Here is a 12,690-nt window from a genome sequence, read left to right on the forward strand (position 1 = left end):
CTTTTTTGTGGCTGGCGATTACATCAGTCGATGTATTCGAACACTTTCACGATCTTCTGCACGCCGGACACGCCCTGTACCAGGTTGGCGGCACGGGTGGCTTCTGCCTGGGTCAGCAGGCCCATCATGTAGACGATGCCATTATCGGTGACGATCTTGATGCGCGAGCCAGGTACACCGCTGTCGGTGAGCATCTGCGCCTTGATCTTGGTGGTCAGCAGCGCATCGTTGCTGATGGCCAGCAGGGTGATCGGGTCCATGACCTGCAGTTCGTTGTGGACCTTCTTGACCCGCTGGACCGTCGAGGCGGCTTGTTCGGCCTGGGCCTTGAGGTCGGCACGCGGCGTCTGCCCGGCCAGCAGTACCACGCCGTTGAAGCTGGTGACCACAATGCGCGAGGCGCCGTTGCCCAGGTCGGTAGCGGCCTTGGCGACGTTGACCTTGACCTTGGTTTCGATCAGCGAATCGTCGATGGTGCTGCCAAAAGTGCGTGTGCCCCGGTCATCCTGAATGGGTGTGTCACGTGTCGCAGTGATTGCCGTGCTGCACCCGCTGATGGCGAGGCACAGCGTAATGGCCAAAAGGCTGAGGCGGTTAACGGTCATTCTTCACTCCCGAACAGTTGGCTGTCGATCAGATCGCACAGGCAGTGGATCGCCAGCAGGTGGACTTCTTGAATGCGTGCAGTGACGTTGGCCGGGACACGGATCTCCACGTCCTCAGGCAATAACAGTGAGGCCATGCCGCCGCCGTCGCGCCCGGTCAAGGCTACGACAATCATTTCGCGGTCATGTGCGGCCTGGATCGCTTGAATAATGTTCGCCGAGTTGCCGCTGGTAGAAATAGCCAGCAACACATCGCCGGGTTGGCCCAGGGCGCGTATCTGCTTGGAGAAGATTTCGTTGTAGCTGTAGTCGTTGGCGATCGAAGTGATCGTCGATGAGTCGGTGGTCAGCGCGATGGCCGGCAGGCTCGGGCGCTCGCGCTCGAAGCGGTTGAGCAGCTCGGAGGAAAAGTGCTGGGCATCACCGGCCGAACCGCCGTTGCCGCACGAAAGCATTTTGCCCTCGTTGAGCAAGGCATTGACCATGACCTGACTGGCTTGCTCGATGTGCGGTGCAAGTACGTCCATCGCCTGTTGCTTGGTGTCGATGCTGGCCTGGAAAAGCTGGCGAATTCGGGATTGCATGTCCATCTGTGTGACCTTAAGTAGCGCGGCTGTTTGGCACAGAAATGTGCAGCCCGCAAAGCAAAGAGCAAAAGTGTGTGGTGAAGATATCCGGGCAATCAGCTGTCGAAGGCATTCTTGAGCCAGTTCAAATCAGCTGGGCCTGCCGGTGTGCTTTCCATGGCAACCACATCGAAACGGCAGGGGCTGTCAGCCCAGCGATGCTCTTTTTGCAGGAAAAACTGCGCGGCGAGTATCAGCTTCTGACGCTTGCGCCCATCGATACTGGCGAGCGCGCCACCCCATTGTGCGTGTTTTCTGTAGCGGACTTCGACGAATACTACTGTATCGCCGTCAAGCATGACCAGATCAAGCTCACCGCGTTTACATAACCAGTTCTGCGCCAGAAGGCGCAGACCCTGTTGTTGCAGATAGTTCAGAGCTTGCAGTTCGGCGTCCTTGCCGCTTTGAGCGCTGGACCGCTCGAGCATCAGCGCGGGGTGTCCGGCAGGCGTTGAATCTCGCCGCCGACGAACTTCGCCCATGGCATCTGGCGGTCAACACGCTGGTAGGCGCCGATACCCAGGTTGCCCGACAGGCCGTCAACGCGAGTGTCCGGCAGTGCCTTGAGTTGGCCCAGGCGCGGTGCCAGGCGGTAGGCGTCCACGCCCATCGCATACAGGCGGCCAAGGCTGCCATTGGCCTGTGGCCATTGCGCGGCAACCTGGTTGCGCAGCGGGTCGGTGGTGTTGAGCAGCCACGGGGTTTCGCAGAACATCACGTTGGTCATGTCCAGGTACTGGTTTTTGTCGCCGCTGGCGCTGAACACGTGGGACGTCGCATACACAGGTACATCACCGGCGTACTGGAAGTTAAGTGTCGGTTTGATCTGCTGGGCCAGTTGCGGCGTCACAGCCAGGAAGATGAACTCGATGTCCTGGCGGCGCGAAGGTTGCGCGGCGACGTCGGTGCCGACGGTGCTTTGCAGGCTCTTGGCGCGGCCTTCGCTTTTACGCAGCTGGAACAGGTCAGCAATCTGCTGGGCGAGGGCCACCGGCTGATCGACGTACTCAACGCCAACCACGGTGCCGCCGTTGGCTTCCCAGTCCTGACGGAAGGCTTTATAGACGCGCTCACCCCATTCGCCACGCGGCACCATGGCGGCGGCGCGGTGCAGGCCGTCGGCACGGGCGCGACGCGAGACTTCGCGGGCTTCGTCTTCAGCGGCCAGGCCGAACTGGAACAGTTGCGGCGGGTTTTCGTTAAGTTCGCTGTAGTTCAGGCCCAGGGTGGTGATCGGCAATTGCCCGCGGGAGGCGAGCTGCTTGACCAGTGGTTTCTCCAGCGGGCCGACTACCAGTTGCACGCCGGCAGCCTGGGCCTTGGCGTAGAAGTCGTCGAGGGAGGTCAGGCGCGAACTGTCATAGAACTCGATGACCGGCGGCTTCTGCCCGGCTTGTTCAGCCTGGAAGTGCGCCGCCATGAAGCCTTCACGCAGCGCCTTGCCGACCGCCGCCAAAGGGCCTTCCTGCGGCAGCAGCAACGCGATTTTGGTCAACGGCTGGCTGGCCAGCTCCTTGAGCTTGGTCAGCGGGGTCGGCAGGTTGACTGCCGCCGGGTGGCCTGGGTTCTGCGCGCGCCAGGTATCAATGGCAGCTTGCTGTTGTTCCAGGGTGCCGGCGCCTTTGATTGCCTGGGCCAGGGTGATCCAGCCGTCGAGGGTCGGGTTGCCGCTGGCTTGCAGTTGCTCTGCAGGCAGCGCGGCGACCAGCGCCCAGATGGCTTCGTGGTTGCTCTTGGCGGCATCACCCGTCAGCAACGGGGCCATGGCCACCCGCTCACGCGCGGCAGCCATAGTCTGGCCATCGGCTTCATAGGCGCGAGCATGCACGGTGCCGGTACGGATCTGCTGGTCAGTCGGCAGCTCCTTCAGGCTTTGCAGGCTGGGGTGGTTCAGGGCGGCCAGAGCCGCTTTGGGTTGGTTGCGCGCCATGGCCAGTTCCGCGGCCAGGGTGCTGGCAAAGACTTGTGCGGCCGGCTTCAGGACATCCAGGGGCACCTGCGCAAGAATCTGCGACGAGCGGCCAGGGTTGTTCTGGTGGTAGGCCAGGTCTGCCGCACTCAGGCGCAGCATCGCGGCCTTTTCTGGCGTACTGGCCTTGGTGGCCTGTTCGAGCAGTTGCTCGATACTGGCATCCGGGGTCCGGGGGAGGTCGCCAAGGCTGGACGAGGGCGAGCTGGCGCACGCGGCCAGTAAGGCAGCGAGGCAGAGGGCGGAGAGCAGCCGCAGGCAAGCGATCATGTAAGTGTTCCTGATACCGATCAAATTAGCGTGGAATTGTACCCAAGCACTGGCCCAGGCGCGATGTTACTGGCGTGAAACCATCGATTTAGGTCGTGTAAATGTTGCGAGCCGGCATCGATGGCCGACCTCGAGGGCATATTATCGGGGCGCCTACGCGCTACAATGCGACTTTTCCTTACCATCGAGGTGTGCGTTTTGACTGCTCCAGGTCCTTTGAATTCCACTGCAGGCTCGCTTTTTGTCGTGGCGACGCCCATTGGCAACCTGGACGACATCAGTGCTCGGGCGCTGAAAGTGTTGCGTGACGTAAAATTGATCGCGGCGGAAGACACGCGGCACTCCCAGCGTTTGATGCAGCATTTTGGCATCAGCACGCCATTAGCCGCGTGCCATGAGCATAACGAGCGCGAAGAAGGCAGCCGTTTTATCACGCGCTTGCTGGCGGGTGACGATGTGGCATTGATCTCGGATGCCGGCACTCCGTTGATTTCCGACCCTGGCTATCACCTGGTTCGCCAGGCGCGTGCCGCTGGTATCAATGTAGTGCCAGTTCCGGGAGCGTGCGCGCTGATTGCGGCATTATCGGCCGCCGGGTTGCCGTCGGACCGTTTTATCTTCGAAGGTTTCCTGCCAGCCAAGGCGGTTGGGCGCCGTGCGCGACTGCAAGCGTTAAAGGAAGAGCCGCGTACGTTGATCTTTTACGAGGCGCCGCACCGCATTCTCGAGTGCTTGCAGGACATGGAGCTGGTGTTCGGCGGCGAACGCCTGGCGCTGTTGGCTCGGGAGCTGACCAAAACCTTCGAGACCCTCAAAGGTTTGCCGTTGGAAGAGCTGCGTGCGTTCGTTGAGGGCGACAGCAACCAGCAGCGCGGTGAGTGCGTGGTGCTGGTGGCCGGCTGGACTGCACCGGAAAATGAAGACGCGGTGGGCAGCGAGGCTATGCGCATCCTGGATCTGCTGCTTAAGGAAATGCCCCTGAAGCGTGCGGCAGCCCTGGCGGCTGAGATTACCGGCTTGCGTAAGAACGTACTGTATCAAGTCGCGCTGGATAAGCAGAAAGCCGAATAGTTCCGGGGTTACGCCGGTATCCCGTCCGAACGTGATGGCATTGCTGCACTTTTAATACTTGTCCTCAAGCCGTCGTGCCGTTAACCTGCGCGGCGGAGAGTCGATTGGACAGTCGCTGCCCTCTATGAAAATTAGGGGGGGGAGGAAAGTCCGGGCTCCATAGGGCGAAGTGCCAGGTAATGCCTGGGAGGCGTGAGCCTACGGAAAGTGCCACAGAAAATAACCGCCTAAGCACTTCGGTGCCGGTAAGGGTGAAAAGGTGCGGTAAGAGCGCACCGCACGACTGGCAACAGTTCGTGGCTAGGTAAACCCCACTTGGAGCAAGACCAAATAGGGTCCCAAGGCGTGGCCCGCGCTGGGACCGGGTAGGTTGCTAAAGATGTCCAGTGATGGCCATCGTAGACGAATGACTGTTCAAGACAGAACCCGGCTTACAGATCGACTCTCCACCTTTTTTCCTTCTGCCCGAATCTCGGGCAGAAAACCGGTAGTAACGCAAGAATCCCTCCCTGCCAAATCATTGGCAGATGCATCTTCGTAATACCAAAAAAATCTTACTCTTAATAAATTACTTTAACTTTAAGCCGTAGCTCCATGAGCTATTTGCGGTTGCTGAGTCAAAAACATCGCCAAACTCGCGTTTCTCCTCCTTTTACGTTCCTAAATCTCCGTTCTGTAAGGCTTTTCCTTGAATCCGCGCCTTGACGGTGTGGTGGGCGCATTCCTATAGTGTGCGCAAGTGGCGGAAAGTGGCACAAAGTGGGTTTTTTGAACGTAAAACGCTAAAATTTGGAGAAACGCATCTGTGTTTCGCGGAGCTAACGCTATCAGTCTCGATGCAAAAGGCCGTCTCGCCATGCCGAGCCGGTATCGTGACGAGCTCATTTCGCGAAGTTCAGGCCAGTTAATCATCACGATTGACGCCGTTGACCCTTGTTTGTGTGTTTACCCCCTCGATGAGTGGGAGTTGATCGAAACCAAGTTGCGCGCTCTGCCTTCATTGCGTGAAGAAAACCGCCGCCTGCAGCGTCTGCTGATCGGTAATGCCGTCGACCTTGAACTCGATGGCAGTGGTCGTTTCCTGGTGCCGCCGCGCTTGCGCGAGTACGCCAAGCTGGATAAGCGCGCAATGCTGGTGGGCCAGCTGAACAAGTTCCAATTGTGGGACGAAGATGCCTGGGATGCTGTTTCTGCAGCAGACCTGGCTGCTATTCAACAACCGGGCGCTATGCCTGATGAACTGCGTGATTTGATCCTGTGACTATTGATAGCGGCTTTAACCACATCACCGTACTGCTTGACGAAGCCGTTGAGGCTCTCGCCGTACGCGCGGATGGCTGCTATGTGGATGGCACCTTCGGCAGGGGCGGGCACAGCCGGTTGATACTCAGCCAGCTCGGCTCCGACGGTAAACTCCTCGGGTTCGACAAAGACCCTCAAGCGATTGCCACCGGGCAAGCGCTAGCGGCCGAAGACGGCCGCTTTGTCGTTGTGCAGCGCAGCTTTGCCGAGCTGGGTGCCGAAGTCGCCGAGCGCGGCATGGCAGGTAAGGTGGCCGGGGTTTTGCTCGACTTGGGCGTATCCTCCCCACAGCTTGACGACCCCGAGCGCGGCTTCAGTTTCATGAACGACGGCCCGCTCGACATGCGCATGGACCCGACTCGTGGCATCAGCGCTGCGCAGTTCATCGCCACTGCGCCCCATGAAGAAATTACTCGCGTGTTCAAGGAATACGGTGAAGAACGCTTCGCCGGCCGCATGGCCCGTGCCGTGGTTGAGCGCCGTGAAATCCAGCCGTTCGAGCGCACCGCCGACCTGGCTGAAGTGCTCAAGGTCGCAAACCCTGCGTGGGAAAAGGGCAAGAACCCGGCAACCCGTGCGTTCCAGGGGCTGCGCATTCACGTCAATAACGAACTGGGCGATCTGGAAGCCGGCCTCGAAGCCGCACTGGACGCCTTGGAAGTGGGTGGTCGCCTGGTGGTGATCAGCTTCCACTCCCTGGAAGACCGCATCGTCAAACTGTTCATGCGTCGTCTGGTCAAGGGCGAGTCCGATAACCTGCCGCGCAACCTGCCGGTGCGTTTCGAAGCCTTTGTGCCGAAAATCAAAATCCATGGCAAAGCGCAGTTCGCCTCCGAAGCCGAACTCAAGGCCAACCCACGTTCCCGTAGCGCCGTTATGCGCGTCGCGGAGAAGCTGCGGTGAGCAAGCTTTTCGCCAAGCCCCTCCCGGGCGGCAGCTTCTTTATGTTGCTGTTGTTTGTCGGCGTGCTGGTGTCCGCAATTGCGGTGTCTTACAGCGCCCACTACAACCGTCAATTGCTTAACACCCTGTACGGGGAATTGAGCGTGCGTGACAAAGCGCAGGCGGAATGGGGCCGGTTGATCCTTGAGCAAAGCACCTGGACGGCCCATAGCCGTATTGAAGTGCTGGCCACCGAACAGCTGAAAATGCACATTCCTGGTGCGGCCGAAGTGCGGATGGTGGCGCCATGATGAAACTTGAAGGTGCACTTTACCCGTGGCGCTTTCGCCTGATGCTCGGCATCTTGGCTTTGATGGCTGGCGCGATTGCATGGCGGATTATCGATCTGCAAGTGATCGACCGCGACTTCCTGATCGGCGAGGGTAATGCCCGTAGCCTGCGGCATATCCCGATTCCTGCGCACCGCGGCCTGATCACCGACCGTAACGGCGAACCTCTGGCCGTGAGTACGCCGGTGACCACCCTGTGGGCCAATGCCAAGGAGCTGCAAACCGCCAAGGACAAATGGCCTGAGCTGGCTGCCGCGCTGGGCCAGGACCCTAAAGCCTTGAGCGAACGTCTGGAAGCCCAGGCCAACAAGGAATTCATCTATCTGGTGCGTGGGCTGACGCCTGAGCAGGGCCAGCAAGTGCTCGACCTTAAAGTCCCCGGTGTCTATGGCATCGAGGAGTTTCGTCGTTTCTACCCGGCGGGTGAAACCACCGCGCATATGGTTGGCTTTACCGACATTGATGACCACGGCCGTGAAGGTGTGGAGCTGGCCTACGACGAATGGCTGGCCGGCGTGCCCGGCAAACGGCAGGTCATCAAGGATCGACGCGGCAGACTGATTAAAGATGTCCAGGTGACCAAAAACGCCAAGGCCGGTAAGCCCTTGGCGTTGTCGATTGACCTGCGCCTGCAGTACCTGGCCAACCGCGAGCTGCGTAACGCGATCATCGAGAACGGCGCCAAGGCCGGTAGCTTGGTGATCATGGACGTCAAGACCGGCGAGATCCTCGCCATGGTCAACCAGCCGACCTACAACCCGAACAACCGTCGCAACCTGCAACCGGCGATGATGCGTAACCGCGCCATGATCGACGTGTTCGAGCCGGGTTCGACCATGAAAGCCATTTCCATGAGTGCCGCCCTGGAAACCGGGCGCTGGAAGCCGAGCGACAAGGTCGAGGTTTACCCAGGCACCTTGCAGCTGGGCAAATACACCATTCGTGACGTGTCCCGCAGCGAAGGGCCGGTGTTGGATTTGACAGGCATCCTGATCAACTCCAGTAACGTCGGCATGAGTAAGGTCGCCTTCGATATCGGCGGCGAAACCATCTATCACCTGGCGCAAAAAATCGGTTTGGGCCAACCCACCGGCCTGGATTTCCCAGGCGAACGCGTGGGCAACCTGCCGAACTACCGCGACTGGAAAAAAGCCGAGACTGCCACGCTCTCCTACGGCTACGGCCTGTCGGTAACCGCGATCCAGCTGGCCCATGCTTTCTCTGTATTGGCCAATAATGGCCGTATGGTTCCACTGAGCTTGATCCACGTCGACGAAGCGCCGAAAGCCACTCAGGTAATCCCGGAAAAAGTCGCCAAGACCATACAAGGCATGCTGCAACAAGTGATCGAAGCCCCGCGCGGTGTGTTCCGGGCACAGGTGCCGGCTTATCACGTGGCCGGCAAGTCCGGTACTGCACGTAAAACCTCGGTCGGCACCAAGGGCTACGCCGAAAACTCTTACCGCTCGCTGTTCGCCGGCTTCGGTCCGATGAGCGATCCGCGCTACGCCATCGTCGTAGTGATTGATGAACCGAGCAAGGCCGGCTACTTCGGTGGCCTGGTGTCGGCTCCGGTATTCAGCAAAGTGATGTCCGGCACCCTGCGCCTGATGAATATTACGCCGGACAACCTGCCGCCGACTCAACAAGCGAACGCAGGGCCACCGGCCGCAGCTGTCAAAGCCAATGGAGGGCGCGGCTGATGTCTCTTAGCCTGAACAAGATTTTTGCCCACGCCGGACGCGATCTGCTGATTCGTGAATTGAGCCTGGACAGCCGTAATGTACGCGCCGGTGATCTGTTCCTGGCGGTGCCCGGCGGCAAGCTCGATGGCCGTGCACATATCGCCGATGCCCTGCAACGAGGCGCGGCCGCCGTGGCTTATGAAGTGGAAGGCGCCACCGTGCTGCCGATCACCGACGTGCCCTTGATTCCGGTCAAGGGCCTGGCCGCGCAACTGTCGGACATCGCCGGGCGTTTTTATGGTGACCCGAGCCGTCAGTTGAACCTGATCGGTGTGACTGGCACCAACGGCAAGACCAGCGTGACCCAATTGGTTGCGCAGGCACTCGACCTGCTGGGCCAGCATTGCGGCATTGTCGGCACCCTGGGCACGGGTTTTTACGGTGCGCTGCAAAGCGGCCTGCACACCACGCCGAACCCGATCGCCGTGCAAGCGACCCTGGCCGACCTGAAAAAGGCCGGTGCCAAGGCGGTTGCCATGGAAGTGTCATCCCACGGTCTGGACCAGGGCCGTGTGACTGCCTTGGCGTTTGACGTGGCGGTGATGACCAACCTGTCTCGCGACCACCTCGACTACCACGGCACCATGGAGGCGTACGCCGCCGCCAAGGCCAAGCTGTTCGCCTGGAATGACCTGAAGTGCCGGGTGGTAAACCTGGATGACGCATTCGGCCGCCAACTGGCTGCCGAAGACAGCGAAGCACGCCTGATCACCTACAGCCTGGAAGATTCCAGCGCGTATCTGTATTGCCGTGAAGCCCAATTTAATGACGAAGGCGTGCTCGCCACGCTGGTCACGCCCCAGGGCGAACACCACTTGCGCAGCACCTTGCTCGGGCGTTTCAATCTGAGCAACGTGCTTGCGGCTGTTGGCGCATTGCTTGGCCTGGATTACGCCCTGGACGAAATCCTGCGCGTGCTGCCCAAACTCGAAGGCCCGGCCGGCCGTATGCAGCGTTTGGGTGGCGGCTCTCAGCCACTGGTGGTGGTCGATTACGCCCACACCCCGGACGCGCTGGAAAAAGTCCTCGAAGCCCTGCGCCCACACGCCAAGGGCAAATTGCTCTGCCTGTTCGGCTGCGGCGGTGACCGTGATCGCGGCAAGCGCCCGCTGATGGCTGAAATCGTCGAGCGCCTGGCCGATGGCGTGCTCGTGACCGACGACAACCCACGCAGCGAAGACCCGAACCAGATTTTCGACGACATCCGTGTCGGCTTTAAAGACGCCACCAAGGCCACCTTCGTTGCCGGTCGCGGCGCCGCCATTGCCCAGCTGATCGCCAGCGCCAGTGCTGAGGACGTGGTGGTACTGGCTGGTAAAGGTCACGAGGACTACCAGGAAATCAACGGCGAACGCCATGCCTTCTCCGATCTTGTCGAGGCTGATCATGCCCTGACTGCCTGGGAGGTCGCCCATGCTTAAAGCGATGAAGTTCAGCGAACTGACCCAGGCCTTGTCGGCCCGCGTAGTGTCGAGCGATTGCAGCTTCGACGGCGTCAGTATCGACAGTCGCAACATCAAGCCGGGGCAGCTGTTTGTTGCACTGGCCGGCCCGCGTTTCGATGGGCACGACTACCTGAACGAAGTAGCCGCCAAAGGTGCCGTGGGTGCCTTGGTGCAGCGTGAAGTCACGGACTCGACGCTGCCGCAATTGCTGGTCGCCGATACCCGCCTGGCCCTCGGGCTGTTGGGCGCGCTGAACCGCGCCGCATTTGATAAGCCCGTTGCCGCCATCACTGGCTCCAGCGGCAAAACCACGGTCAAGGAACTGCTTGCCGGCGTGCTGCGCACACGCGGGCCGGTGCTCGCCACCCGTGGCAACCTGAACAATGATTTCGGCGCTCCACTGACCCTGCTCGAACTGGCCCCGGAACACACGGCGGCGGTAATCGAGCTGGGCGCTTCGCGCGTCGGCGAAATCGCTTACACCGTGGCGCTGACCAAGCCTCACGTGGCGATTATCAACAATGCCGGCACCGCCCACGTGGGCGAGTTCGGTGGCCCGGAAAAAATCGTCGAAGCCAAGGGCGAAATCCTCGAAGGCCTCGATGCCTCGGGCACCGCAGTATTGAACCTCGACGACAAGGCCTTCGAGACCTGGCGTGTGCGCGCCGCCGGTCGCAAGGTGCTGACGTTTGCCGTACTCAACGCGGCGGCTGATTTCCACGCAGCCGACATCACCGTCGACGCCCGTGGTTGCCCGTCCTTCACCTTGCACACACCGCAAGGCAGCGAGCACGTGCAACTGAACCTGCTGGGCAACCATAACGTCGCCAATGCCTTGGCCGCCGCCGCTGCCGCCTCCGCACTGGGCGTATCGCTGTTCGGTATCGCCACCGGCCTGGGCGCGGTGCAGCCGGTCAAAGGCCGCACCGTGGCACAACTGGCGACCAATGGCATGCGTGTGATTGATGACACCTACAACGCCAACCAGTCCTCCGTCTGCGCCGCTATTGACCTGCTTAAAAGCTTCGCCGGGCGCAAGGTGCTGGTGCTGGGCGATATCGCCGAATTGGGCGACTGGGCTGAACAGTCCCACCGTGAAGTCGGCGCCTACGCGAGCGGTAAAGTCGACGCGCTTTACGCCGTTGGCCCGAACATGGCCCACGCCGTTGACGCCTTCGGCCTCGGTGCGCGGCATTTCGCTACCCAGGCCGAGCTGATCCAGGCACTGGTGGCGGCTGAACACGACAAACACACAACCATTTTGATCAAGGGATCGCGCAGCGCGGTGATGGAAAACGTCGTCGCGGCCTTGTGTGGCTCAAGTACGGAGAAACATTAATGCTGCTGCTGCTGGCTGAGTATCTGCAACAGTTCCACAAAGGCTTCGCGGTCTTTCAGTACCTGACCCTGCGCGGGATCCTGGGTGTGCTGACTGCGCTGTCTTTGTCGCTGTTCCTGGGGCCGTGGATGATCCGCACCCTGCAGAACCTGCAAATTGGTCAATCGGTTCGTAATGACGGCCCGCAGTCGCACCTGTCCAAATCCGGCACCCCGACCATGGGCGGTGCGCTGATCCTGTCTTCCATCGGTATCAGCACCTTGCTGTGGGCCGACCTGCATAACCGCTACGTGTGGACGGTGTTGCTGGTGACCCTGTTGTTCGGCGCGATCGGTTGGGTCGATGACTACCGCAAAGTGATCGAGAAAAACTCCAAGGGTTTGCCCAGCCGCTGGAAGTACTTCTGGCAGTCGGTGTTTGGCCTTGGCGCTGCGATCTTCCTGTACATGACCGCGCCAAGCGCCGTCGAAACCACCTTGATCATTCCGATGCTCAAGGACGCCAGCATTCCACTGGGCGTTGGCTTTGTGGTGCTGACCTACTTTGTGATCGTCGGCTCCAGCAACGCGGTGAACCTGACTGATGGCCTCGACGGTCTGGCAATCATGCCGACCGTGATGGTCGGCGGTGCGCTCGGTATCTTCTGCTACCTGTCGGGTAACGTGAAATTCGCTGAATACCTGCTGATCCCGTATGTGCCGGGCGCAGGTGAGTTGATCGTGTTCTGCGGCGCGCTGATCGGTGCCGGCCTGGGCTTCCTGTGGTTCAACACCTATCCCGCACAAGTCTTCATGGGCGACGTCGGCGCGCTGGCGCTGGGCGCAGCCTTGGGCACCATCGCGGTGATCGTCCGCCAGGAAATCGTGTTGTTCATCATGGGCGGTGTGTTCGTGATGGAAACCCTGTCGGTGGTCATCCAGGTGGCCTCCTTCAAATTGACCGGGCGCCGCGTGTTCCGCATGGCGCCGATTCATCACCACTTTGAACTCAAGGGCTGGCCCGAGCCGCGTGTGATTGTCCGTTTCTGGATCATCACCGTGATTCTGGTACTGGTCGGCCTTGCCACCCTGAAACTGAGGTAGAAAC

12 protein-coding genes and 1 other RNA gene are annotated in these 12,690 nt (G+C 60.4%); 9 read left to right on the forward strand and 4 right to left on the reverse strand.

Features of this window, described 5'->3' with window-relative positions; all coding sequences use genetic code 11:
- Positions 1 to 23 precede the first annotated feature (23 nt).
- The 4 genes from HU759_RS05730 to HU759_RS05745 form a co-directional block, all read right to left on the reverse strand.
- Positions 24 to 605, reverse strand: a complete 582-nt coding sequence (locus HU759_RS05730) for a BON domain-containing protein (RefSeq protein WP_017138196.1) — start codon at positions 603 to 605, stop codon at positions 24 to 26.
- Positions 602 to 1,195 (reverse strand): phosphoheptose isomerase, encoded by a 594-nt coding sequence (locus HU759_RS05735; protein WP_007904374.1) that lies wholly within the window; start codon positions 1,193 to 1,195, stop codon positions 602 to 604. The genes HU759_RS05730 and HU759_RS05735 overlap by 4 nt, the downstream gene beginning before the upstream one ends.
- A 92-nt stretch (positions 1,196 to 1,287) precedes the next feature.
- Entirely contained in the window at positions 1,288 to 1,659 is a 372-nt protein-coding gene (locus HU759_RS05740; RefSeq protein ID WP_017138195.1) for a YraN family protein, read from the reverse strand.
- Positions 1,659 to 3,470, reverse strand: a complete 1,812-nt coding sequence (locus HU759_RS05745) for a penicillin-binding protein activator (RefSeq protein WP_017138194.1) — start codon at positions 3,468 to 3,470, stop codon at positions 1,659 to 1,661. Before HU759_RS05745 ends, HU759_RS05740 begins: the two co-directional genes overlap by 1 nt.
- 165 nt (positions 3,471 to 3,635) lie before the next feature.
- Here HU759_RS05745 and rsmI point away from each other — a divergent pair, with 165 nt between their 5' ends.
- From rsmI to mraY, 9 genes are all read left to right on the forward strand, one after another.
- Complete coding sequence (rsmI, locus tag HU759_RS05750; protein ID WP_017138193.1) at positions 3,636 to 4,541, forward strand: 16S rRNA (cytidine(1402)-2'-O)-methyltransferase; 906 nt, start codon at positions 3,636 to 3,638, stop codon at positions 4,539 to 4,541.
- Positions 4,542 to 4,637: 96 nt separating this feature from the next.
- An RNA gene (gene rnpB / locus HU759_RS05755) (RNase P RNA component class A) lies at positions 4,638 to 4,991 on the forward strand.
- Positions 4,992 to 5,346: 355 nt separating this feature from the next.
- The gene (gene mraZ, locus HU759_RS05760; protein ID WP_003171868.1) at positions 5,347 to 5,802 is read left to right on the forward strand and encodes a division/cell wall cluster transcriptional repressor MraZ; all 456 of its coding nucleotides are present in this window, start codon (positions 5,347 to 5,349) and stop codon (positions 5,800 to 5,802) included.
- 2 nt (positions 5,803 to 5,804) lie between these two features.
- Entirely contained in the window at positions 5,805 to 6,746 is a 942-nt protein-coding gene (gene rsmH / locus HU759_RS05765) for a 16S rRNA (cytosine(1402)-N(4))-methyltransferase RsmH (protein WP_085985981.1), read from the forward strand.
- The gene (gene ftsL, locus HU759_RS05770; protein WP_003216203.1) at positions 6,743 to 7,036 is read left to right on the forward strand and encodes a cell division protein FtsL; all 294 of its coding nucleotides are present in this window, start codon (positions 6,743 to 6,745) and stop codon (positions 7,034 to 7,036) included. Before rsmH ends, ftsL begins: the two co-directional genes overlap by 4 nt.
- Positions 7,036 to 8,778 carry a penicillin-binding protein 2 gene (locus HU759_RS05775; protein WP_169986985.1) on the forward strand — a complete coding sequence of 581 codons (1,743 nt, stop codon included), beginning with the start codon at positions 7,036 to 7,038 and terminating at the stop codon, positions 8,776 to 8,778. Before ftsL ends, HU759_RS05775 begins: the two co-directional genes overlap by 1 nt.
- Positions 8,778 to 10,241 carry a UDP-N-acetylmuramoyl-L-alanyl-D-glutamate--2,6-diaminopimelate ligase gene (locus HU759_RS05780; protein ID WP_017138190.1) on the forward strand — a complete coding sequence of 488 codons (1,464 nt, stop codon included), beginning with the start codon at positions 8,778 to 8,780 and terminating at the stop codon, positions 10,239 to 10,241. Before HU759_RS05775 ends, HU759_RS05780 begins: the two co-directional genes overlap by 1 nt.
- Entirely contained in the window at positions 10,234 to 11,604 is a 1,371-nt protein-coding gene (gene murF / locus HU759_RS05785; RefSeq protein WP_186616760.1) for a UDP-N-acetylmuramoyl-tripeptide--D-alanyl-D-alanine ligase, read from the forward strand. Before HU759_RS05780 ends, murF begins: the two co-directional genes overlap by 8 nt.
- Positions 11,604 to 12,686 (forward strand): phospho-N-acetylmuramoyl-pentapeptide-transferase, encoded by a 1,083-nt coding sequence (mraY, locus tag HU759_RS05790; protein WP_017138188.1) that lies wholly within the window; start codon positions 11,604 to 11,606, stop codon positions 12,684 to 12,686. The genes murF and mraY overlap by 1 nt, the downstream gene beginning before the upstream one ends.
- Positions 12,687 to 12,690 lie beyond the last annotated feature (4 nt).

Origin of the sequence: Pseudomonas sp. OE 28.3, from assembly GCF_014268205.2 — a bacterium.
Lineage (GTDB): Bacteria > Pseudomonadota > Gammaproteobacteria > Pseudomonadales > Pseudomonadaceae > Aquipseudomonas > Aquipseudomonas edaphica.